This is a genomic window from Curtobacterium sp. MCBA15_005 (genome assembly GCF_001864855.1).
Lineage (GTDB): Bacteria > Actinomycetota > Actinomycetes > Actinomycetales > Microbacteriaceae > Curtobacterium > Curtobacterium flaccumfaciens.
Window position 1 is genome coordinate 166,206 of record NZ_MJGL01000003.1, and the last position, 22,038, is coordinate 188,243.

The following is a 22,038-nucleotide window of genomic DNA, read 5'->3' on the forward strand; positions in this document are numbered from 1 at the left end:
CGGAGGCCGATTCTTGGGATCGATTGAAGCTGAACTCGCTGCGCAGAATGAAGTAGCTGCGCTGACGATGCGAACGCTTGGTGAAGGTTGGGCGACCTGTCATGACGTTTTCGTCGAGGTCGCGAACACCCAGCAGCTCAACGGCATTCTTTCGACTTTTGACGGTCAGTCTGTGCAGCGTCCCACGCCCGCAATCGAGCTCTATGGTGCTTGGTCGCGGCTTCGCGGCGTCATGGCCGGTGCCGACCGCGGAGCATGGTTGACGGGTCACCTGAAGGTGTCGAGCGACGGTCGTTACAGCATGGATTTCGAGTGGGATGAGCGCCCTGTCTGGCCGAGCAGTGTGGGTACGGGTGGGGCAGTTCAGCAGGGCCGAGACATCGAGCGCTCCGCGTTGCTTGCTGATCTCCTTCGGTACCCGCGAACTCCGGAGATGACGCCGCGATGGCTCGAGGAATTGCAGTCGCTGCCGGGTCCGGAATTCCGAGACGCCGTGTGGCCGAGCGCGATGCTGAAGATGCAGGAGAATTCCGACTGGATGGTCATCGCTGAAGGCGTGAAGCGGCTTCTACGTGAAGCGATCCTCGACGATGAACTCGACCTGCTGGATGACGATGAGGTTGCCGATGGCCTCCTCCAGGACGTCTTAAACCAAGTCGATGTGGGCCGGCTTCGATCCATCGTGTCGGTGATTCCGAGCGAGGGAACCACTCAAGATCACGTGTGGAGTGGAATCGACCCTTCTGTCAACGCGGGCCAGGCACTGATTGAGTATCCGCAGCTATCACCGCAGATCGCCCAATTCCGCGACGCGCTCGAGGGGCTGGTCGGGTTCGAGCGCAGCGTGGTGCGTTTGCCCGGCGTGGATGGGGGATCGCTCTCCGGGGGTGGATCGTGACTGAAGACCGGCAGCAGATCCTCGCGCTCGACGTCACGCCCGATGACGCGCAGGCCACGGCGGAGCGTCTTCGCAAGAGGTTCCGAGACCGCCGGTTCGCTCCACGAAGCACGTGGAGTCGCAGTCCCCGCTGACTTGCTCGGTCCGGGCTTCGTAGCGACGCCGTACGGTTCCGAGCTCCCCGGGTGCAACCCGCTGTGATGCTTCATCGATCATGGGTAGAGACCCAATGCCGAAGAACGGTCACGGCGAGTTCCGGCTGACTGCCGACGATCTCAATAGAGTTCTCGGTGAGACGCTCGATGCGAACAAGGGCTCCGTGGGTGGGTGGTTGGCGGGACCCGACAAGGTTAAAGCGTTCACCGCGACGTTCCGGGACCCGATTGGTCGGTACTACCTCCATGAAGTCGTCGATAGCCACACGGTCACAGTGATCCTCAGACGCGACGCTTCTGCACCGCAGGGCTTCTTCATCAAGACCGCAGTCCTAACGCCTCCGGAGGTGTGATAGATGGCTGACATCGAAGATCTAGGTACAGTGGAAATTCGTCGAACCTTTCCTGCGCTTTCGTCTCTTCTCCCTGCAATTTTCTACCCCACCTGGGAGATGGACTATCGTGATGCTTCTGAAGCATTCGATGATGCTCTTGAAGGAGTTTCTGTGCAGTCCGCGACTGATGTACGAGCAGAGATCAACTCAGTACTCAGTACCGACATGGACGATGCGGCTGTGTCGGCTCTCATCCTCAAGCTGAACGCCAGCGTCGACCCGATGGCCCACACCGGCTTGGGCGGGCGGGCGTTCCTCAAGAAAATCGCGAACGAAGTCGTAACTCACGTGTTCCGGTCGTCGGCCTAGCGACATCCGTTTCAGCCGCGGTAACAACAACTGCTTGCGTTCGCTCCCGGGGACCAGCCGGTGATCGGACACGTCGAACTGCAGTCTGACCACGCCACCGCGACGTGGGAACTGGTGAAGCGCAACAATGCCGGGATGGCCGAGCAGCAGTACTTTACGGGTATTCAACCAGCGAGTGACGGCACGGTCCCCGAGCTGGTCATCCGCACCGAACACGGCCGATAGACCGCGCTCGACGGCTTCCGCGTCGAGGACGGTCAGCGGTTCTTCGTGGACACGACGGGCGACTACCCGATTTCATGAAGGAAGATCAAGGAGTGATTCAGTTCCGTTCGGTGGTGAGCACCACAGTTCGCTCGACTCGCCGCCGACTACGATGGACTGGTCGTGGAATGCCGGCCTCTACCGGATGAGTTTGCAGGATGGTGAGCAGCGTCATCGACGTTTCGGGTTGGCAGATGAAAGTGCAGTGGGCGGCGCGGCAGCAGTCCGCTGACGAGATCGCGGATCTCGCATCGCAGAGTCGCGATCGGTTCGTCCGAGCGTTCCCGGAGTTCGAGGGAGCTTGGAAGGTGAGCAGCGAGGTCGGCTCGGTCGACTACAGGGACAGCGGAGCGCCCGAACTCGTGCGATCGAGCGTGCTGCGTGTCGACGGTGAGCCGGATCCGGCTCGGGGGGTCAGCTTCTTGTTGCTCTCGCCAGTGGTTGACGGCACCTATGCGGCCATCCGCGTGCGTGCCGGTGCCACACATCAAACGCGACGGGTGGCACCGAACTCGGTCTCAGTGGACTTTTCTTCCGAGGAATTCGGCGAGCCTGTGACCCAGAGCACGTCGGATCCGAGTTTCAAAGCATTCGTTGACCTCGCAAAGTCTCTCGAGGTGCTCTGGGAGGCAGAGGGCATCAAGGTTTCCGACCGTGCGCCTGAGGACTGAAAGGTTGAACTCAGTGGAAGATCTGCACGGCTTGCAGAATCGCCTTGCGCTCTTGACCTTCGACCGCATGCCGAGCGCATGGTCGCGCGCGACTTCAGTCTTTGTGAACGTCGGTGTCTCGTCGCGACTGCAGCGGGCGGTGCTCACCGCGAGCGGAATGACTTTCGGCCCTCCCGCCGACCTGGCGGAGTGGCAAGCCTGGAAGGATCTTCGAGCCTTCATGTCTGACGCGGACCATGGCGCTTGGTTCACGGGGCGACTCCAGGTCGAGAGCTCCGGAGCCTATCGGTTCGATTTCGACTGGGACACTGAGCCGCAGTGGCCTGTCCAGGTCGACCTCGATGGCAGCATCGTGCAATCTGAGCGCGTCGAGACCACGCAGTTTCGCGAAGATCTCAAGCAGTACCCGCGGGATGCCAAGACCACGCCGGAGTGGCTCGTCCAGCGCCTCGCAGCCAATCCGCTTCGTTTCGTGGATGCTTGGCAGCCAGTGCTCGCGCCGCTCGCGAGCAGCGAGAACTGGATGATCGTTCGAGACATGATCCGCGACGCCATCCAGGCCGGTAGCGATGACGACGGTGTTGCAGTGGAAGCAGATCAAGTTGCTGAGGTCGTCTCCAGCGAACTCGCCGGCTCGACGCATGTCGGGCAGGTCTTGCGCCTCTGTCGTGAGGCGTCCGAGGGCGGACTGATCGAGTTCAGACCGGGGTCGACTGCGGATGCAGCGGAGCCAACGAGCGCGGCGCTCGACGATGACGAGGTCGTCCGGGTCAATGTCGAGGCCCTGATGCGTCCGCTCGTAGCTCTTGCCAGTCAAGAACTCCTCAACGTGCAGTCGGCATCCTGATCAGCGGGCGGCCGAGCTTCGAGTGTTGACGCCGAGCCCGACGGGACGGATTCCGTCTCCCTGGGGACGATCTCAACCGTTTGATCGGCCGCACCCGGGACAGCTGAGTCGACAAGACCTCGAACCGGTTGAACATGGAGCCCAAGCCCAAGCCCAAGCCCAAGCCCAAGCCCAAGCCCAAGCCCAAACCCAAACCCAGGATCTTCACATCACCGCGACGTTCGATCAGGCGATCGGACGGCGGTTCGGTGATGGGGTCTTCGCAGACGAGGAGCAGATGTGGATGCAGTTGTTGTGGGACAAGAACAGTTCAGGCGGTTTCGTGGTCCGGACCGCGTACCCGACACGGCTCGGAGGGTGACATGACTGGATTGACCGAGATCGGGTACGAGAACTACTCCGAAGCGATTCCTCTCCTTGGGGGCTTCCTGGAGAACCTCTACCAATACTGGTGGGACGACTACTCGTCCGTTGCCGACTACGTCGACTTCTACATCGACGGGTTCAGCCGCGAAGAGCTTGCTGGAATGTCGAAGGAGTTCGTCTCGCTGGGTGCTGACGGCGCCGAGGGTCGGGAGGTGGACGCATTTCTTCGTCGGATGAACGCGAACTACCGCCTTGGTTCCGGGTCAGGTCGGGCGTTGTTGCGCGAAGTTGGCAAGCGAGTAGAGGAGCTCGCCGACGGCGCGGTTCCAAAGGTCTTCGACTGAATGGTGAGCACTCGGACTCGACCGAGTTCCGAACAGGACCTCCCCTTCGTACTGGCGACGTTCTCAGGCATTGAGCTGTCCGTTGCCATCACGGCGCTCCGACGGTCACGGGGGCGGCGAGGAGCGCTACCGCCCTCCGCGTGAGCGCCGGGACGACAGGGCCTCGCCAGTTTCGAGATGAGGTCACCGCTGGCGGTGCACATAAGCCCATCGGTTCGCGAATGATCCACGGACCTCGGTCAGCAGCCGCCGCGCGAGGGCAATGCCGTCGTACCCGAAACACTCGATCGTGATTCCTGGGTTCCCGAACACGACACTGCTCGCCACGTTCATGTCGCCGGCGAGGGCGACTGCTCCACACTGGCCGCACGTGAACACCGGTTCTGGGCCGGACATCCAGTCGCCGAGGTGCGAGACGTCCTCGTCGGCGATTTCGCTGTCGCACTGCCAGCAGCGCGGACCTTCCATGTCGCTGACCGCGTCCCACATCGAGTCCTCGACGGAGCAGAGGATCGCGCTTGACGGTGCGCTGCTCCACGTCGACTCACGGAACGAGTCCGCGTGCGCACCGAGAGCATCCGGCCCGTTCGCGGACGCCGATCGGACGCTCCAGCCGGACGCGCGGAGCCAATCGTTCACGTCGGCAGCCATTCGTCGCTGATCACGCTCGGCGATGTCGAGGGCGACGATGAGTTCGGTGTGTTCACTCATGGTTCGATCCTCGCAGACGGCTCGTCCCCGGCAGATTGGAAGCATGACCACGACGTCGAACATCCTCACCAACCTCCGCCCCGTCGGCGGTACCGCCCTCCAGGCCGACCACCCCCGCACCGTGTACCGGGCGAACACCGAACCGGTGGGGCCGGACGCCTACCCGCCCGGTCTCGCCGAAGTGATCGACCTCCGCCGGGTCGACGAGACCGCCGCCGTGCCGCATCCGCTCGCGGCGTCGCCCGGCTACCGAGGTGTCCCGATGTTCGATCCGTCGTCGGACCTGGAGTCGGCAGCCGAGGCCATCGCCCTCGAGGACCAGTACATCGACTGGCTCGACCGGCACCGCACCGGGATCGCCGAAGCACTTCGCGCCGTCGCGGCGACCGACGGTGACGTGCTGGTGTGCTGCTCGGCCGGGAAGGACCGCACCGGGATCGTCAGCGCGCTGCTCGCACGGCACTGGGGCGCGGACATCGACGCGATCGGTGAGGACTACGCCATGAGTGCGGAGCGGCTCGTCGACCGCTTCGCGCGGGAACGCGCAGCGAGCGCCGACCCCGAGGCCACCGCGATCGCGCAACGGTGCGTGCCGGCGATCATGACCACGGTCATCGACCACGTCGAGCGTCGCTGGGGTTCGGTCGATGCGTACCTGCGGGCGATCGGCCTGCAGGACGACGAGATCGCGCGCCTCTGATCGCGACGCTGGTCGCGTTCTGGACGTGACCACGCACTGGAGGCGCGGTGCGGGTCCGACCCGCACCGCGCCTCCAGGCAGATGGTCGCGTCAGCGACCCGTTGGTTCCGTCGGCGACGTCACCAGGCGTAGTCCTCCGGCGAGGTCTTGTGCCCCGGGAAGATCTCGTCGAGCCGGTCCAGCGCACGCTGGTCGAGGCGGATGTCGACGGCCCGGACCGCGGACTCCCACTGCTCCATCGTGCGCGGGCCGGTGATCGGCGCGGTGACGCCGGGCTGGTGCAGCAGCCACGCGAGGGCGAGCTCGCCGGGAGTGTGGCCGAGCTCCTTCGCGAAGGACTCGTAGGCCTGGAGCTGGTCACGGTGCGAGTCGACGTACTCGGCGCTGCGGCCGGAGAGGCGACGCGAGCTGTTCTCGGTCTTCTCGATCACGCCGCCGAGGAGGCCGCCCTGCAACGGGGACCACGGGATCACGCCGAGGCCGTAGTGGCGGGCGGCGGGCAGGACCTCGCGCTCGACGTCCCGGACGACGAGGTTGTAGATCGACTGCTCGCTGACGAGGCCGAGGAAGTTGCGGTGCTTCGCGGCCTCCTGCGCCTGGGCGATGTGCCAGCCGGCGAAGTTCGACGAGCCGACGTAGAGCACCTTGCCCTGGGCGACCGCGAGTTCCATGGCCTGCCAGATCTCGTCCCACGGGGTGTCCCGGTCGACGTGGTGCATCTGGTACAGGTCGATGTGGTCGGTCTGCAGGCGGCGCAGCGAAGCGTCGAGCGACTGGCGGATGTTGTACGCCGAGAGCTTGCCGCCGTTCGGCCAGTCGATCATCTCGCCGTAGACCTTGGTGGCAAGGACCGTCTTCTCGCGACGTCCGCCGCCCTTGGCGAACCAGCGGCCGATGATCTCCTCGGTGGCGCCCTTGCCCACCGAGCCGCCGTAGCCGTTGGCGGTGTCGAAGAAGTTGACGCCGAGCTCGTGGGCCCGGTCCATGATCGCGTGCGAGTCGTCCTCGCTGGTCTCCGGGCCGAAGTTCATCGTGCCGAGCACGGCGCGCGAGACCGACAGCCCTGTCCGTCCGAGGTGTGTGTAGTCCATGAGACGGGTCTACTCGTGACGCGCTGCGGACGCCAGGCCCTGGGAGTACCGGTCGAGGGGTTGGGAGTAGTCAGGGGGTACCACTCGAGAGGAGCAGTCATGCCAGCCAAGGACGAGATCCCCAGCACCCTGCAGCGGTCACCGGAGCACGCGCAGGAGGTCTTCGAGAAGACACTGGACTCGGCGAACGAGACGTACGGCCCGGGCGAGCGGGCGCACCGCACGGCGTTCGCCGCCGTGAAGCACGAGTACGAGAAGGTCGGCGACCACTGGGAGGAGAAGGAGTCCTTCGGGCCGTCCGACTCCGGCGCCGCTGGCTCCCGCGGTTCCGGATCGCGTTCTTCGGGGAAGACCGAGGGCGGCGTCGACGCGAACGCCTCGAAGGCGCATCTGATGGACGTCGCGAAGCGGCTCGACGTCAGCGGCCGCTCGAAGATGACCAAGGACGAGCTGGTCGACGCGATCGGCAAGGCGAACGACCGCGCGACTGCAGCGGCGCGGAAGTGACCGCGGGTGCGGTGCTCTCCATTCCCCGATCGGCATGCGGCGGTGGAGTGAGGGGGTAACGTGCCGACGATGAACATCCCAGCACTCCGCGGCAGCCGGATCCTCGGGTTCGGACACCACCAGCCCGAACGCGTCCTGACCAACGATGAGCTCTCGACGATGGTCGACACGAACGACGAGTGGATCCGCACCCGCACCGGGATCCAGACGCGTCGGATCGCCGGGCCCGACGACACCGTGACGTCGATGGCGATCGAGGCCGGACGCCGCGCCCTCGCCGACGCCGGGGTGTCACCCTCGGCCGTCGGACTCGTCATCGTCGCCTCCACCACCCACCAGGACCGCGCGCCGTACACGGCAGGTCGGGTCGCCGCCGCTCTCGGCATGACGAACGGTCCGGCGCCGATCGACATCAACACCGCGTGCAGCGGGTTCGAGTACGCGCTCGGGCTCGCCGACCAGTCCATCCGCACCGGTTCGGCCGACGTCGCGCTCGTCATCGGGTCCGAGGTGCTGTCCGGCATCGCCGACTGGACCGACCGGTCGACCTGCGTGCTCGTCGGTGACGGGGCCGGTGCCGCCGTGCTCGGGGTCGCCGAGACGCCCGAGATCGGCCCGGTGTCGTGGGGGAGCGTGCCGCACCTGCTCGACGCCGTCCGTGTCGAGGGGTCGCCCGGGCGGTTCAACCAGGAGGGCCGTTCGATCTACCGGTGGGCCATCACCGAGGCCGAGGGGCACGCCCGCAAGGTCGTCGAGGCCGCCGGGCTCTCGATGGACGACATCGAGGTGTTCGCGTTCCACCAGGCGAACCTGCGGATCATCGAGCCGCTCGTCACCGCGCTCGGCGGCGAGTCGAAGTTCGTCATCCGCGACGTCGTCGAGTCCGGGAACACCTCGGCCGCGAGTGTGCCGCTCGGGCTGTCGAAGGCGTGGGAGCGTGGCGATCTGCCAGAGGGGGTGCCGGCGCTGCTGTTCGGGTTCGGTGGTGGGTTCGCCCACGCCGGGCAGGTCGTGACGACGCCGGTGCGGTCCTTCTGAGGCGCAGTTGCACGAACGGCCCGGGCTCGGCTGCTGAGCAACCGTGCCCGGGCCCTGCTCGGTCGTCCCGCTAGCGCTTCGAGCGGGGGGCGTCCTGGCCCGGCTCGGTCCAGAGGTCCTGGTCGTTGCCCGCGCCGCGCTTCCACGGCAGCGCGCGCCGGGTCTTCTCGGCAGTCGGCGTGACCGTCAACACGATCGGGAACTCCGCCGGCGGCATGCCGAACCCCGTCCGCGACGCCTGGATCACCTTGCGCCCCAGGGCGTGGTTCCCCAGACCGCCGACGGCCGCTCCGATGCCGAACGGGAGCGCGCGGCCGAGGACCGAGCCGCCCTGTCGGATGGCGAAGCGCTTGATGAACTGGTCACGGACCTGTCCGCCGATGCCGTTGACGACCTGCTTCGGCAGCGAGGACGTCACCATCTCGCCCCAGAACGCCGTCCGGGCCTGACCGCCAGCGGCCTGTCCGGCGAGCTGCTTGATGAGCTGCGTGCCCGGTGCGCCGAGGATCATCGCCATCACCAGCGTGCGGGCGCGCTCCGGGTCGTCCAGCGCGATGCCGTGCACCTCGGTCACCGACTGTGCGAACAGCGCGGTGGTCTCGAGGAACCCGACCGTCTCGGCGCCGCTCAGTCCGAGCGCAGCGGCCATCCCGACCCCGGGGATCACCGCACTCGCACCGACCGCGGCACCGCCGGTCGTGACGGCGGCAAGGTACTGCCGCTCGAGGATCTGGATCACCTCGGCGGGTGTCGCGTCGGGCTTGCGGCGACGGATCGCGTTGACGTGCGCGACCACGACGGGACGTTGCACGCTGATGACCCGATCGAGCCACTTGGCCCAGCCCGAGGGCTGGACCTGCTGCGTTCGGGGGTCGGAAGAGGTGGGGGAGACCGGTGCGGTCGGCAGGGGCACGATCGACTGGTCCTTCGGGGCACGGGCCATGCGTTCACCGTACGCCGGGCACGTGAGAGGCTCGCTGGGTGGACACCGATCCGGGGCAGGGACCCCTCGACGCCGCCCGTCGTGCGGCCGGGTTCCTGACCGTCCGGCAGGTGGCCGCCCTCGCGCCCGAGGTCCGGGTGCTCGATCCCGCGTCCGTCCTGATCGGGGTGGGCGTGTCGGTCCTGCCCGGCGTGGAGCTGTACCCGTCCACGACGCTCGAGACCCGTCACGGTGGGGTGATCACGCTGGCCGCCGGTGCCCGCCTGGGCCCCGGACCCGTGACCGTCGTCGCGTCGGCGTCGGCCGTGCACATCGGCGAGGGTGCCGAACTCGGCCCGGGCCCGGTGACCATCGTGGCTGACGGGTCCGACGTCGTCATCGGTGGTCGGGCTCGCCTGACGGCAGGGTGTCTCGTCGAGGGGCCGGCGCGGATCGGCGAGGGCGCGCAGGTGCTCGGGCCGGTCTCGTTGCGAGACGTCGAACTGGCGGACGGCGGCGACCACCGGGAGCCCGACCCCGACCACCGCGGCGGGGTGGTCAAGGGCACCGGGCCGGTCCGTGGTGTGCGCGTGGGACTCGGTGAGGTCGTGGTCGGTGGGGTGGCGCACGCCGGTGAAGCGTCCGGTCGGCCGCGGATCGAGCGTCAGCGCACGTACCACCCGGACGCGCCGCGTCGTCCGCGCTGATCGTCGAACACGCAGCCTCAGCACGGCACACCCGCGCGCCGGAGGGCAGCCCGCACCCGGTCGGGCTGCATCAGGTCGGACCACGAGAGCCGGACGACCACACGGACCTCGGGGAACGACCGGATGAAGTCCTCACGACGTTTCTCGCGCCAGTGCGCGTCCGCGGTGGATCGCCCGTCGATCAGCGCCGGGTCCTCGTACTTCGCGCGGCCGTCGACCTCGACCACGACGCCCTGGTCGGGGAACCAGAAGTCCACGATCGCCGTGGCCGATCCGGCCCGGGCGAACACGTGCTGCTGCACCGGCTCCGGCACCCCGATCTCGCGGAAGCGCACGCGGCACACTGACTCCGCCGGTGACCCCGACAGCGCCGAGCCCATCCCCACGGCGATCCCCGCCTTGTCGTGGCCCGTGGGCCCCGTCGCGGCGAGTTCGTCGAGCAGGACCTCGGGCAGGAGATGCCGATCGTGGAGCGCCTGGTCGATCATCGGCAGCGCGAACTCGAGGGTGGACGAACCCGCGATGTCGACGAGGGTCCGTGCCAATGACGTGACGGGCGCTCCGTCGATCTCCGCGGGGGTGGTCGCGGGCAGGCCGGCCCACCGTGCGTCCGGCGTCGGCTCGCGGACGAGCGGTCCGGGATGGAGCCGCAGATGTGCTGACGTGTCGGAGCGTTCGCGGCGCGGATCGACCACGTCGACCTTCGTCGGTGGGGCATGGACGAAGGGGAGTCCGTGCACGGCAGCCGCAGCCGAGCGCGCGAAGGCCCTCGGCGCGTGGATCATCGGCGCGGTTGCGCGCACCAGGAGCAACAGGTGGCCCTCGGGCCGGAGTCCGACGACCGACGACGGGGAGACCAGGACCCCGGGACGTACCGCGACCAACTCGCCCCGACGGACACGGCGTTGCAGGGTCCGGCGTTCGGCGCTGGGCTTGCCGGTCGTGCGGATGAGGGGGATGGTGCGTGCGCGGTCGTCCATGGATCAACCATCGATCGCCGGGACCGACCACGGGGCGACGGTGAGCCGATCTGTGGATGACGAGCCGCGCCTCCAGGCTGTGGAGGGATGAGGCGGAAGCAACTTGCGACGATGTCGATGTCGATGTCGTACGACGGCGACTCGGTCGCTGTCACGCGTGCGCAACAGTTGCAGACGCGGAGGTGCGACAGCACCGATGTCGTACGACGTCGACAGCGTCGTTCCGCGTCGACCGGCCCCGGCCCGGCCCGAAGCCCCCCACCTACACCCGCGCGAGCTCCGCCCGCAGCGGCAGGTCCTGCTCCTCGAGGATGACCTGCGCGCCCACGGCCGTCCGGGCGTTCACGACGATCGGCGCGAGCAGGTTCACCGTGGTGCCGGACGCTCCGGGGTTCGCGACCACGAGCAGCATCGCATCGGCCGGGTCGGTCAACCCGAGCCCGGCGGCCTGCTCGTCGGTGAGCTCCGGCGCGTACGACGGCAGGTGCACCGCGGCGTCGAGCAGGAACAGCCGTGCGTCGTCGCCGACGAGCGTGAACAGCCCCTCGGCGCCGTCGACCGGCGAGAGCTCGAAGGCCGCGGCGGGAGCGAGCCCGAACGGCGGGACGGCGAAGGTCAGGGAGATGCTCATCGGAGGTAGTCCATCAGGGTCGGCTGCAGGACCTTCGCGGTGACGGCGAGGGCTGCCTGGTAGTTGGTCTGCTGCACCTGCAGGTCGAGGACGGCCTTCGCGAGGTCGACGTCCTCGATGTCGGCGCGGCGGCTCTCGAGCGAGACGGTCGCGGACTTCAGCGAGTCCTGCGCCGCGAGTGCAGCGGCGTGCCGGACGCCGACGTCGGCCTGGGCGCCGCGGACGGTCCCGAGCGCCGTGTCGACGTCCCCGATGCGAGCGTTCACGTTCACCCCGTTCTGCAGGTCGCTGACGATGGAGTCGATCATGCCGAACACCGAGTCGTCGCCGGAGCCGAAGACCGCGGCGCCGGAGGTGTCGACCCGCACCGTGGTGCCGTCGCCGACCCGACGCGACACGTCGGTGCCCGAGGCCGCCCAGCCCGTCGCGGGGTGGTAGGCGACAGCGGCGGTCGACGAGCCCGCGAACACCGAACGGGTGCCGTAGGTCGTGTTGGCGCGTGCCTCGAGGTCGGCCTTGAGCGACCGGAACTGCGTGACGAACGCGTCGCGGTCGGTGTCGCTCATGGTGCCGGAGTTCGCGGCCCGCACCGTGAGGTCGCGGACGTTGTTGAGCACCGAGTACACGCCGGACAGCGCACTGTCGGTGGTCGCGAGCCACGCCGCGGCGTCGTTCGCGTTCCGCGAGTACTGCGCGGCTGCGGCCTGCTCCTTGCGCACCTGCATCGACGACGCGGTGCCGACCGGGTCGTCCGAGGGCTTCTGGATCGCACGCAGCGTCGTGGCCTGGTCGGTGAGCTCGGCGACCCGCGCGGCACCGGCCTGCAGCCGGGCCGAGGCGGCCGCCATCGACATCTGGGTGGTCACACGGGTGATCACGATCAGCCCCTCCCGACGAGTCCGACGCGGTTGATGATGGTGTCGAGCATCTCGTCGACCGCGGTCAGGACGCGCGCCGCGCCCTGGTACGCGTGCTGGTAGCTCAGCAGGTTGACGTTCTCCTCGTCGAGGTCGACGCCGGCGCTGGACTGCTGCTGGTTGCGCGCGTTGGTGAGCGCGAGTCCGGTCATCGTCGATTCCGACGTGGCCGACCTGGAGGCGGTGCCCACCCCCGCCACGAACGTCGCCCAGACCTGGTCGGCGCCGTCCGACGACGCCCCGAGTCGCGCGAGCGCGTCGGCGAACGAGTCGTCGAGTTCCCCCGCCGCGTTCCGCGTCGCCAGCCCACCGGCGTCCGTGGGGACGACGCCGAGTGCCTGGGCGGCGGGGACGCCGGCCGCCAGGGAGAAGAAGGGGGCGCCGGTGGTGCCGGCCGGGGTGGTCCCGGCGGCGTGCAGGGCGTTCACGGTCGTGGCGAGCCGCGTGGCCACGGCGTCGTAGGACGCGGAGGCCTCGGCGAGTGCGCCGCCCGTGCCGGTGCCGGACGCGGGTGCGAGGACCGCGAGGGCGCCACCGATCGACCCGCCGCCCAGTCCGACCGCCCCGGCCGTGCCGGTGGTCCAGGTCAGGGTGACCGCGGTGCCGTCGGCGAGACGTTCGCCGCCACCGAGGGCGACCGAGCGGGCGTCGGTGCCCTGCACGAGCGGGTTGCCGCCGAGGAGCACGTCGACCGTGCCGTCGGCGTTCGTCCGGGTGGTGCCGCCGGCGAGCGTGGCGATCTGCTGCGTGAGCTGGTCGCGCTGGTCGAGCAGCTCGTTGGCGTTGCCGCCCGAGGCGAGCGCGGTGCGGATCTGGCCGTTCAGGTCGGCGACCTGCTCCGCGGCGCCGTTCAGCTGGGCGACCTGCCCGGTCAGGGTGCCGCGCACCGAGGACCACTGCGCGTCGACGGCCTTCGAGCCGGCAGCCAGGGCGGCGACGACGGTGCCGGCGGCCCCGAGCACGGCACTGGCGGCACCCGGGTCGTCGGGGTGGCTGGCGAGCTCGCTCCAGGACGACCAGAACGCGTCGAGCTTGGCGCTCAGGCCGTCCTTGCCGGGCTCGTGCAACCCGGTCTCGAGGGCGGAGAGCGCCGTGGCGCGGGCATCGGCGTAGGCCGACGAACCGGCGGCGACGCGGACACCGGCGTCGAGCGTCAGGGACGCCAGGCGGGCGATGCCGTCGACCGAGACGCCCTGGCCGGCGAGGGCCGCGGTGCCCCGCATGAACCCGGTCTGGGTCGCGGGGATCGAGTTCTGCGTGACGCGCTGCCGCGTGTAGCCCGCGGTGCCGGCGTTCGCGATGTTCTGGCCGGTGACGTCGATGCCGGCACGGGCGGCTGCGAGGCCGGAGTAGGCGGTCGCGAGGGATCCGAAGGTGCTGACCACGGTGTTACAGCGTCCCCTCGAACAGGCGGGCGCCGTCCTGGCCTGGGCCGGACGTGCCACTGGCGTCGTAGGTGGCGGCGCCGGTGACGGTCCCCGCCAGGGTCTCCTCGGTGGCCTGGGCGGCGGCACGGAGGAACCGGTCGTTCTCGTCGCGCAGGGCACCGATCTGGGTGGTCAGTTCGACCATCGCAGTGAGGTGTGACGACAAGATCTCGCCCCACGGCCCGTTCGGTGCCGCGGCGACGACGTCGCGCAGGGGAGCGTCGGCGGCCACGCCCCACTCCTCGGCGACCTCGGCGCTCTGCGCGGCACGCTCGAGACCGGTGCTGCGGAGCCGGTCGAGGACCTGCTCGACCTCACGGCTGGCGTGCGACACCCAGCGGGAGCGGCCCGCGGTGAGCAGGAGCTGTTCCTCCTCGAGCTTGAAGGTGAGCAGTTCGAGCAGCTCGCGTTCGCGCCAGAGCACGGCGGACAGGTCGTTCACGCTCATCAGCTCCTCCCAGGTGGTGGTTCGTCGGGGTGGTCCCCGGTCCGTCATCCTGCGGACACCCGGACCTATCGACTCCGTGACCGCGACCGTAAGCCCCGGCGGCCGAGTGCCGTCCCCCGTACTCGTCGACTCTGTGACCCGATGACCCCCGTCGGGGGACAAGAACGGGCGTTCCCGACCCCGGGTCCCCCCAAATGCCGACCCGAAACGGGGCCTGACACCCCCGCACTGGGGACGGTTGTGCACCTGTTCAGCGCATTGCCAGCCGATACATTCAGAACGCACCCCGGGGGACACCCGGAACCGCTCGGGAACGATGCGGGGTGCACCGCTCGGAGGGACCCGGGCGGGTCTTCGGCGTACGCACCGGCCATCCGAGGCCGGCGTCCGTCGCGCCCACGGACGGGTGAGCCGACACACGTCAGGTCGACCAGGGGAACAGCATGGACCGCACCGAACGCAACGCGATGATCGTGGAGCACCTCCCGCTCGTGGGCTACATCGTGGCCGACGTCCGCTCCCGGGCGACGCACCTGGACCGCGACGACCTCGCCGCCGTCGGATCGCTCGCACTCGTCGCAGCCGCCGAGGCCTTCGACCCCACCCTCGGCGTGCCGTTCGGCGCCTACGCCCGCACCCGGATCGCCGGTGCGCTGGCCGACGACATGCGTTCGGCCGACTGGGCCTCCCGCGGCACCCGGAAGCGGATCCGCGAGACCCTGGCAACGCAGGAGGCCCTGTCCGCACGCCTCGGTCGGAGCGTCGGTGCCCAGGAGATCGCCGATGCCATGGGCGTCGACAAGCAGACCGCCGTCGACGCGATGAGCGACGCCGCCCGGACCGTCGCGCCGCTGGACGAGACCGTGCACGACCTCGTCCCCGCGGACCTGCCGCTCCCCGGGGACGGCCTGCTCGAGACCGAGAAGCGCCGGTACCTCCGCGCCGCGGTCGAGGCCCTGCCGGAGCGGATGCGCTTCATCGTCGAGGCCGTGTACTTCGGCGACCGCTCGGTCACCGACGTCGCCGCCGAGCTCGGCATCACGCACTCGGCCGTCTCGCAGCAGCGCTCCGAGGCGATGCGCCTGCTCCACGACGGTCTCGCCGCCCACTACGGCGACGGCACCACCGTCGAGCCCGCGAGCCGCACCACCGCGGCCCGCCGCAGCGCCTACCTCGCCCGTGTCGCCACGAACGCCGCCGCCGGTGTCGCCCGTGCCGTGCACGACGCCGCGTCCGGCCCGGCCGTCGCGGCGAGTTGAGACGTCGGCGGAAAGTTCTCCGCCGATCCCCTAACGACTCCCGGCAACCGGCCGAGAGTCATCCATGTCAGCCCACGGACGGGCCGACGCACGACCCACATTCACGGAGGAAACCACCATGGGTATGTCCATCAACACCAACCTCTCGGCACTCAACACGTACCGGAACCTCAACGCGACGCAGAACGACCTGTCGAAGTCCCTCGAGAAGCTCTCGACCGGCCTCCGCATCAACCGTGCTGCCGACGACGCTGCCGGTCTGTCGATCTCCGAGGGGCTGAAGTCCCAGGTCGGTGGCCTCACGGTCGCCGCCCGCAACGCGCAGGACGGCATCTCCGTCGTGCAGACCGCTGAAGGTGGCCTCACCGAGACCCACTCGATCCTCCAGCGCATGCGCGACCTGGCTGTCCAGGCCGGCAACGACTCGAACAACGAGGACTCGCGGAAGGCGATCACGACCGAGGTCGGTCAGCTCCAGGAGGAGCTGCAGCGCATCTCGGACTCGACCAACTTCAACGGGATCAAGCTGCTCGACGGCAAGGCCTCCACCACGGCTGCCGGTCCCGGTACCGGCAAGCTGACCTTCCAGGTCGGCGCGGACGGCTCCGACGCCAGCAAGATCGACGTCGACCTCACCGGCGCGGACGTCTCGAAGGTCGCCACGGCGGTCAAGGCGCTCGACTTCACCACGGGCGACAACGCTCGCCTCGCGGTGACCGAGCTCGACGCGCAGATCAAGTCGGTCTCGGAGGCTCGTTCCAACCTCGGTGCGGTCCAGAACCGCTTCGACCACGCCATCAACGTGACGAACGTGGCCAAGGAGAACCTCACCGCTGCCGGTTCGCGCATCACCGACGTCGACATGGCGCAGGAGATGGTCAAGTACACGCGCGACAACATCCTCAGCCAGGCCGGCACCTCGATGCTCGCGCAGGCGAACCAGAGCACCCAGGGCGTGCTCTCGCTCCTGCGCTAGCCATCACGACGTCCGTCCTCCGGGCCCGATCGGGTGTCCCGGAGGACGGACGCCACCATCCTGACCACCTCCACGACGCCAGGGAGTGTCGACGATGTCCTCGTCCGTGTCCTCGAGCAGCAGCCTCGCGATCGACGGTCTGGTCAGCGGTCTCAAGACGACCGACCTCATCAACTCGCTGATGAGCGTCGAGGGGGTCCCGCAGACCCTGCTCAAGAACAAGCTCATCACCACCAACTCGTTCATCTCGTCACTGCAGACGCTCAACGGGTTGATCCAGGGGCTCGCCACGAAGGCCACGGATGCCGCGAAGGCCTCGTCGCTCGACCTCTTTGCCGCGACGAGCACCGCGCCGACCGTCACCGCCGTCACCGGTACCGGGGCGACCGCCGGCTCCATCAGCTTCACCGTCGGTTCGACCGCCTCGGCACAGGTCGGGGTCACGGCCGCGATGTCGACGTGGTCGACCGGTGCGCAGCCGATCACGATCGTCGGCGCGGACGGCAAGTCGACCACCGTGACGCCGGCGTCCGGTTCGCTCGACGACGCCGTGTCCGCCCTGAACAAGTCCGGTGCGGGCGTCACCGCGACGAAGGTCTCCGCCGGCACCGACGCCGACGGCAGCAAGCTCTACCGCCTGCAGCTCACGTCCGCCACGACCGGGGCGGCCGGCGGCTTCCGGGTGTACCGGGGCGGCGCCGACGACGTGGCAGCGGGCACCGCGACGAACGTCCTCACCGAGACCGGTGCCGCCGTCGTCACCACGGCGACCGACGCCAGCGTCACGCTCTGGGCCGGCACCGCCGCCGCGCAGACGGTCACGAGCGCGACGAACACCTTCACCGGGCTCGTCCCCGGGCTCGACGTCACCGTGTCGAAGGCCACCACCGAACCCGTCACCGTGACGGTCGCGCAGGACACCACCAAGGCCCAGTCCGTGGCCTCCGGGCTCGTCGACGCGATGAACGCGGTCGCCGCCTACTACAAGACGAACACCGCGGTGTCGAGCTCGACCAGCGCGACGTCCGGCACCACGACGACGAAGGCCGGCGTCCTGCTCGGCGACGGTGCGTCCCGCGACGCCGTGCAGCGGCTCACGAGCACGATGTCCGCCCCGGTCGACGGCAAGTCGCCGTCGACGATCGGGATCGTGATCACGAGGGACGGCAGCTTCACCTTCGACCCGGAGGTCTTCCAGAAGGCACTCGCCGCCGATCCGAAGGCCACCCAGGCGATGCTCTCCGGCGTCGCCGCGAACGTCGGTGCCGCGGCCAGCGCCGCCTCCGACAAGTACGACGGCTCAATCACCACGTCCATCACCGGGCAGCAGGCCGTCGCCAAGGACCTCAACACCCAGATCGACAGCTGGACCGACCGGCTGACGAGGCGCCGGGCCGCGCTGCAGACCCTCTACTCATCCCTCGAGACCAGCCTCAGCAAGCTCCAGTCGCAGTCGAGCTGGCTCGCCGGCCAGCTGGCCTCGACGTCGAGCTGACGGGAACGACCATGACCTTCGACTTCCAGGCAGCCGCCTTCCGCCAGGCCGCCCAGCCGCGCACCGTCACCGACCAGCGTCGTGCCCAGTACACGAACGAGGCCGTGCTGTCGGCGACGCCGGCCCAGCTCGTGACGATGCTCTACGACCGGCTGCTGCTCGACCTGCACCGTGCCGAGGCCGCGCAGGTCGCCGCCGACTGGGAGGCGGCCCGCGAGCAGCTCCTGCACGCCCAGGCGATCGTCGGTGAGCTCTCCAGCACACTCCGGATCGACGTCTGGGACGGCGGCGAGGGTCTGCTCGCCGTCTACAACTACGCCTCCACCTCGCTCATCACGGCGAACGTGCACCGCGACGTGCAGGCCACCCGCGACTGCATCCGGATCCTCGAGCCGCTGCGTCAGTCGTGGCACGAGGCAGCCGCGTCGCTGCCCGCGACGCCCACCACGCAGCAGCCGACCGGGGGAGCCCTCGGTGTCGCCTGAGCCGTCCGCAGAGCTGTCGCCTGAGCAGCCGGACGGACGAGCCGCATGGGAGGCCCTGCTCACCTCCCTGGAGCACGACGCCGCCGGGCAGGCGGCCGACTCCACGGCCGTGGCCGGGTGGTCGGAGCCGGCCGGGCTGGGACCGCTGCCGCGGGACCTGGTGGGACGGGCCTCCCGGCTGCTCGCCGCGCAGCGGGACCGGATGACGGTGCTCGAGGCGGACCGCCGCTCGACGCTGGAGCACCTCGGTGCCCTGCGCGCCGTCGACGCCACGCGCGAGCCCCGCGGCTCCGTGTACCTCGACGCTTCCGCCTGACCCGCGCCCCGAGCGACGATGTCGTCGTCGTACGACGGCGACCCTGTCGCTTCCGCGCCCGTGCAACTGCCGGCGTGCGCAACTGGCGGCGTCTGCACGGAGCGACGATGTCGTCGTCGTACGACGTCGGCTCCGTCGCTTCCGAGCGCGTGCAACTGGTGGCGCGTGCACGGGGCGACGATGTCGATGTCGTACGACGTCGACGGTGTCGCTCCCGTGCGCGTGCAACTGTCAGCGCGCGCAACGGGCGACACCGCACACCGACGCCGCACCCGCACCCACCGCCCCCCGTTCGGGGCGACGCCTAACGCGGCGGACGACGGACTCCGATAGCGCCACTCGAGCACGGATCGCTCACCAGTTCGGCCAGGGATCGGCCACCACCGCACGGCGACGTCGCACCGACGACGCCTGACGAGGGGACCCTTCGTGTTCGATTCCGTGACGAGCGTCGCGCTGCAGAGCGCACTCGACGGTCTGTCGATGCGCCAGAAGGTGATCGCGAACAACATCGCGAACATCAACACGACGAACTACCACGCCGAGAAGGTCCAGTTCGAGGACGCCCTGGCGAAGTCGATCGTGGACGGCGACGGTGCCACCACGCCGACGATGGCGCGCAGCCTCGAGCCGACGAACACGAACGGCAACAACGTCAACCTCGACGAGGAGACGCTGTCGAACATCGACACCGTGCTGCGGTACCAGTTCGCCACGCAGGCGATGAACTCCGAGCTCACCAGCGTCCGTGCGGCGATGCGGACGAACTCGTGACGACCTTCGACGCGATCGGCATCGCGAGCACCGGCCTGACCGTGCACCGGAAGTGGCTCGACGCCGTCTCGGACAACATCGCCAACGCGAACACCGTGAAGTCGATGGACGACACCGCGTTCCAAGCGCGCTACGTCGAGGTGCAGGAGGGCAACGGCGTCTCCGGCGCCTACGTCAAGGGCGCGGCGTTCGGCAGCGCCGCCGGCCGTGTGACCTACGACCCGGACAACCCGCTCGCGAACGAGGAGGGCTACGTCCGCATGCCCGACATCGACCTCGGCACGCAGATGGCGGACCTCATCATGGCCCAGCGCGGCTACCAGGCGAACGCCGCCGTGGTCGACCGTGCCAAGACCGCCTACGAGGCGGCACTGCAGATCGGGAAGAACTGATGCCCATCGACGCCGTGAACGGTGTGACCACCAACGCGATGACGAACGCCCTGACGAGTGTCTCGGGGACGTCCAGCGACAGCACGAACGCCACCGCAGCCGCCGGCGCGACGACCGACGGCAGCGGGTTCGCCGCGAGCCTCGGCAACGCCGTCGACGGGCTGCAGTCGCTGCAGAGCGACTCGAAGACCCTCGCGCTCAAGGCCGTGACCGGCAACCTCGACGACATCCACGACGCCACGATCGCCGCCACCCGCGCGCAGGTCACGCTCGAGCTCGTCTCCGCCGTCCGCAACAAGGGCGTCGACGCCTTCAACGAGATCATGAGGATGCAGGCCTGATGCCCGTCGCCGTCAAGAACGTCTTCGCGCGCCTCAGCGCCTACGTGAAGGGCTTCTCCGCCGCCCAGCGCACCATCGCGATCCTGGCGATCGCGGCGCTCGTGCTCGGCGGGATCGCCCTCGCGTCCTGGCTCGGCAAGGCGTCCTACGCCCCGCTCTTCACCGGGCTCGCCGCGGCCGACGCGAGCTCCATCACGGACCAGCTGCAGACCGACGGTGTGCCGTTCCAGCTCACCGACGGCGGCGCGACGATCCTCGTGCCGCAGGCGCAGGTGTACTCGGAGCGGCTCAAGGCGGCGTCGAACGGCCTGCCGTCGTCGAACGAGGGTGGCTACTCGCTGCTCGACAAGATGGGCGTGACGAGCTCGGAGTTCCAGCAGGACGTCACCTACAAGCGCGCGATGGAGGGCGAGCTCGCCAAGACCATCGGTGCGATGGACGGCGTGCAGACCGCCACCGTGCAGCTCGCGATCCCGGAGAAGTCGGTGTTCGTCTCCGAGGAGAAGGACCCGACCGCGTCGGTGTTCATCGCGACCGAGAACGGCACGCAGCTGAGCACCGACCAGGTGCAGGCCATCGTGCACCTGACGAGCGCCTCGGTCGAGGGCATGCAGCCCACCGACGTCTCGGTCGTCGATGCGAAGGGCCAGACCCTGTCCGCCGTCGGCACCGGCGCGACCGGCAGCGGCGCCGACCAGGCTGCGGACTACGACGCGGCGACGAGCAAGAAGATCCAGGACCTGCTCGACACCACGCTCGGCGTCGGCAACGCGACCGTCGTGGTCTCCGGCACCATGAACCAGGAGTCCGGCACCCGGACGTCCGAGAGCTACACGTCTCCCACGTCGGGCCCGGTCGCGCTGAACGAGTCGAGCACCACCGAGGAGTACGGCGCCGGCGCCGGCGCCGGGTCCGGCGCGACCGGGGTCCTCGGTCCGGACAACATCGCCGTCCCGAACGGCACCGCGACGAGCGGCACCGGCGACGACGGGTACAAGAACGAATCGGCGACGAAGAACAACGCCGTCGACCACACCACCGAGACCACGCAGATCCCCTCGGGCGGGCTCGACCGGCAGACCATCTCGGTCGCGCTGAACTCGAAGGCCGACGCCGTGCAGAACGCGAACCTGCAGAGCATCAACGACCTGGTGTCCGCCGCCGCGGGTGTCGACCAGAACCGTGGCGACCAGGTCAAGGTCGCGATGATGGACTTCGACACGAGCGCCTCCGACCAGGCCGCGAAGGCCCTCGAGGCCCAGCAGAAGGCCGACCAGCAGGAAGCACTGTGGTCGTCGATCCGCACCGCGGGCATCGTGATCGGCATCGTCCTCGCCGTCATCGCGATCATGTTCTTCGTCGCCCGCCGCAACCGGAAGCAGGAGCGCGAGGCCGTCGACCTCGGCGAGCTCGACGCCTTCGCCGGCGAGACGTTCCAGCTGCCCCTCGCGATGGACGGCGTCGACGACCGGGCGACGCTCGGTGCCGGTGACGCCCCGACCGCGGTGCTGTCGGCGATGCCCGGCGGGGACGCCCCCACCGAGGTGCTGACGACCGAGGAGATCACCGCCGAGCGCCGCCGTCAGGACATCTCCGCCCTGGCCGAGCGCGACCCGAAGCGCACCGCCGAGCTCCTGCGCGGGCTCCTCGACGACCGGGCACCGGTGTGAGC

The 22,038-nt window shown here is 69.1% G+C and carries 28 protein-coding genes; 20 read left to right on the forward strand and 8 right to left on the reverse strand.

Annotated elements, in window-relative coordinates; translation table 11 throughout:
- Positions 1 to 13 precede the first annotated feature (13 nt).
- The 7 genes from BIU89_RS01940 to BIU89_RS01960 all read left to right on the forward strand — a co-directional run bounded on the left by BIU89_RS01940 (position 14) and on the right by BIU89_RS01960 (position 4,249).
- Entirely contained in the window at positions 14 to 898 is an 885-nt protein-coding gene (locus tag BIU89_RS01940; protein ID WP_139178739.1) for a hypothetical protein, read from the forward strand.
- Between the two features lie 229 nt (positions 899 to 1,127).
- Positions 1,128 to 1,406 (forward strand): RNase A-like domain-containing protein, encoded by a 279-nt coding sequence (locus BIU89_RS01945; protein ID WP_071244581.1) that lies wholly within the window; start codon positions 1,128 to 1,130, stop codon positions 1,404 to 1,406.
- A 3-nt stretch (positions 1,407 to 1,409) separates the two neighbouring features.
- On the forward strand, positions 1,410 to 1,757 hold the full coding sequence (locus tag BIU89_RS17945) for a hypothetical protein (RefSeq protein ID WP_139178742.1): 348 nt from the start codon (positions 1,410 to 1,412) through the stop codon (positions 1,755 to 1,757).
- Between the two features lie 60 nt (positions 1,758 to 1,817).
- Entirely contained in the window at positions 1,818 to 1,982 is a 165-nt protein-coding gene (locus BIU89_RS18340; protein WP_175474953.1) for a hypothetical protein, read from the forward strand.
- Positions 1,983 to 2,182: 200 nt separating this feature from the next.
- Positions 2,183 to 2,692, forward strand: coding sequence for a hypothetical protein (locus BIU89_RS01950; RefSeq protein ID WP_139178744.1), 510 nt, complete (start codon positions 2,183 to 2,185; stop codon positions 2,690 to 2,692).
- A 13-nt stretch (positions 2,693 to 2,705) separates the two neighbouring features.
- Positions 2,706 to 3,539, forward strand: a complete 834-nt coding sequence (locus tag BIU89_RS01955; RefSeq protein WP_139178746.1) for a hypothetical protein — start codon at positions 2,706 to 2,708, stop codon at positions 3,537 to 3,539.
- 362 nt (positions 3,540 to 3,901) lie between these two features.
- Entirely contained in the window at positions 3,902 to 4,249 is a 348-nt protein-coding gene (locus BIU89_RS01960; protein ID WP_071244584.1) for a hypothetical protein, read from the forward strand.
- 183 nt (positions 4,250 to 4,432) lie between these two features.
- Here BIU89_RS01960 and BIU89_RS01965 read toward each other — a convergent pair whose 3' ends face one another.
- A complete protein-coding gene (locus BIU89_RS01965) occupies positions 4,433 to 5,023 on the reverse strand; it encodes a hypothetical protein (protein WP_175474954.1) in 591 nt (196 codons plus the stop codon).
- On the opposite strand from BIU89_RS01965, the gene BIU89_RS01970 reads away from it, so the two are divergent.
- On the forward strand, positions 5,004 to 5,660 hold the full coding sequence (locus BIU89_RS01970) for a tyrosine-protein phosphatase (protein ID WP_071244586.1): 657 nt from the start codon (positions 5,004 to 5,006) through the stop codon (positions 5,658 to 5,660). The genes BIU89_RS01965 and BIU89_RS01970 overlap by 20 nt on opposite strands.
- A 119-nt stretch (positions 5,661 to 5,779) precedes the next feature.
- Here BIU89_RS01970 and BIU89_RS01975 read toward each other — a convergent pair whose 3' ends face one another.
- On the reverse strand, positions 5,780 to 6,751 hold the full coding sequence (locus BIU89_RS01975; protein WP_071244587.1) for an aldo/keto reductase: 972 nt from the start codon (positions 6,749 to 6,751) through the stop codon (positions 5,780 to 5,782).
- 99 nt (positions 6,752 to 6,850) lie between these two features.
- Between BIU89_RS01975 and BIU89_RS01980 the strand changes: the two genes are divergently transcribed.
- Both BIU89_RS01980 and BIU89_RS01985 read left to right on the forward strand, forming a co-directional pair.
- Positions 6,851 to 7,258: a ChaB family protein gene (locus BIU89_RS01980; RefSeq protein ID WP_071244588.1), complete on the forward strand. Its 408-nt coding sequence runs from the start codon at positions 6,851 to 6,853 to the stop codon at positions 7,256 to 7,258.
- A gap of 69 nt (positions 7,259 to 7,327) precedes the next feature.
- Positions 7,328 to 8,296, forward strand: a complete 969-nt coding sequence (locus BIU89_RS01985; RefSeq protein ID WP_027465501.1) for a beta-ketoacyl-ACP synthase III — start codon at positions 7,328 to 7,330, stop codon at positions 8,294 to 8,296.
- 70 nt (positions 8,297 to 8,366) lie between these two features.
- On the opposite strand, the gene BIU89_RS01990 is transcribed toward BIU89_RS01985, so the two are convergent.
- The gene (locus BIU89_RS01990) at positions 8,367 to 9,239 is read right to left on the reverse strand and encodes a hypothetical protein (RefSeq protein WP_175474955.1); all 873 of its coding nucleotides are present in this window, start codon (positions 9,237 to 9,239) and stop codon (positions 8,367 to 8,369) included.
- A gap of 38 nt (positions 9,240 to 9,277) precedes the next feature.
- Between BIU89_RS01990 and BIU89_RS01995 the strand changes: the two genes are divergently transcribed.
- Positions 9,278 to 9,925 carry a hypothetical protein gene (locus tag BIU89_RS01995; protein ID WP_071244589.1) on the forward strand — a complete coding sequence of 216 codons (648 nt, stop codon included), beginning with the start codon at positions 9,278 to 9,280 and terminating at the stop codon, positions 9,923 to 9,925.
- A 17-nt stretch (positions 9,926 to 9,942) separates the two neighbouring features.
- Here the strand turns inward: BIU89_RS01995 and BIU89_RS02000 are convergent, their stop codons facing one another.
- The 5 genes from BIU89_RS02000 to BIU89_RS02020 all read right to left on the reverse strand — a co-directional run bounded on the left by BIU89_RS02000 (position 9,943) and on the right by BIU89_RS02020 (position 14,328).
- Positions 9,943 to 10,905, reverse strand: coding sequence for a hypothetical protein (locus tag BIU89_RS02000; protein ID WP_071244590.1), 963 nt, complete (start codon positions 10,903 to 10,905; stop codon positions 9,943 to 9,945).
- Positions 10,906 to 11,167: 262 nt separating this feature from the next.
- Positions 11,168 to 11,536, reverse strand: a complete 369-nt coding sequence (gene fliW / locus BIU89_RS02005; RefSeq protein WP_027465503.1) for a flagellar assembly protein FliW — start codon at positions 11,534 to 11,536, stop codon at positions 11,168 to 11,170.
- Entirely contained in the window at positions 11,533 to 12,414 is an 882-nt protein-coding gene (locus BIU89_RS02010) for a flagellin N-terminal helical domain-containing protein (RefSeq protein ID WP_071244591.1), read from the reverse strand. Before BIU89_RS02010 ends, fliW begins: the two co-directional genes overlap by 4 nt.
- A gap of 2 nt (positions 12,415 to 12,416) precedes the next feature.
- A complete protein-coding gene (gene flgK / locus BIU89_RS02015; protein WP_071244592.1) occupies positions 12,417 to 13,838 on the reverse strand; it encodes a flagellar hook-associated protein FlgK in 1,422 nt (473 codons plus the stop codon).
- A 4-nt stretch (positions 13,839 to 13,842) separates the two neighbouring features.
- On the reverse strand, positions 13,843 to 14,328 hold the full coding sequence (locus BIU89_RS02020) for a flagellar protein FlgN (protein ID WP_071244593.1): 486 nt from the start codon (positions 14,326 to 14,328) through the stop codon (positions 13,843 to 13,845).
- A 443-nt stretch (positions 14,329 to 14,771) separates the two neighbouring features.
- Between BIU89_RS02020 and BIU89_RS02025 the strand changes: the two genes are divergently transcribed.
- The 9 genes from BIU89_RS02025 to fliF all read left to right on the forward strand — a co-directional run bounded on the left by BIU89_RS02025 (position 14,772) and on the right by fliF (position 22,036).
- On the forward strand, positions 14,772 to 15,587 hold the full coding sequence (locus BIU89_RS02025) for a sigma-70 family RNA polymerase sigma factor (protein ID WP_071244594.1): 816 nt from the start codon (positions 14,772 to 14,774) through the stop codon (positions 15,585 to 15,587).
- 118 nt (positions 15,588 to 15,705) lie between these two features.
- Positions 15,706 to 16,563, forward strand: coding sequence for a flagellin N-terminal helical domain-containing protein (locus BIU89_RS02030; RefSeq protein WP_027465508.1), 858 nt, complete (start codon positions 15,706 to 15,708; stop codon positions 16,561 to 16,563).
- A gap of 106 nt (positions 16,564 to 16,669) precedes the next feature.
- Positions 16,670 to 18,058: a flagellar filament capping protein FliD gene (gene fliD / locus BIU89_RS02035; RefSeq protein ID WP_254791456.1), complete on the forward strand. Its 1,389-nt coding sequence runs from the start codon at positions 16,670 to 16,672 to the stop codon at positions 18,056 to 18,058.
- An 11-nt stretch (positions 18,059 to 18,069) separates the two neighbouring features.
- Complete coding sequence (gene fliS, locus BIU89_RS02040) at positions 18,070 to 18,543, forward strand: flagellar export chaperone FliS (protein ID WP_027465510.1); 474 nt, start codon at positions 18,070 to 18,072, stop codon at positions 18,541 to 18,543.
- Complete coding sequence (locus tag BIU89_RS02045) at positions 18,533 to 18,859, forward strand: hypothetical protein (RefSeq protein ID WP_071244595.1); 327 nt, start codon at positions 18,533 to 18,535, stop codon at positions 18,857 to 18,859. Before fliS ends, BIU89_RS02045 begins: the two co-directional genes overlap by 11 nt.
- Before the next feature lie 429 nt (positions 18,860 to 19,288).
- The gene (locus BIU89_RS02050) at positions 19,289 to 19,633 is read left to right on the forward strand and encodes a flagellar basal body protein (RefSeq protein WP_017886135.1); all 345 of its coding nucleotides are present in this window, start codon (positions 19,289 to 19,291) and stop codon (positions 19,631 to 19,633) included.
- Positions 19,630 to 20,025, forward strand: coding sequence for a flagellar basal body rod protein FlgC (locus BIU89_RS02055; protein ID WP_071244596.1), 396 nt, complete (start codon positions 19,630 to 19,632; stop codon positions 20,023 to 20,025). Before BIU89_RS02050 ends, BIU89_RS02055 begins: the two co-directional genes overlap by 4 nt.
- Positions 20,025 to 20,366, forward strand: a complete 342-nt coding sequence (gene fliE / locus BIU89_RS02060) for a flagellar hook-basal body complex protein FliE (protein WP_071244597.1) — start codon at positions 20,025 to 20,027, stop codon at positions 20,364 to 20,366. The genes BIU89_RS02055 and fliE overlap by 1 nt, the downstream gene beginning before the upstream one ends.
- Entirely contained in the window at positions 20,366 to 22,036 is a 1,671-nt protein-coding gene (fliF, locus tag BIU89_RS02065) for a flagellar basal-body MS-ring/collar protein FliF (RefSeq protein WP_071244598.1), read from the forward strand. The genes fliE and fliF overlap by 1 nt, the downstream gene beginning before the upstream one ends.
- Positions 22,037 to 22,038: the final 2 nt, after the last annotated feature.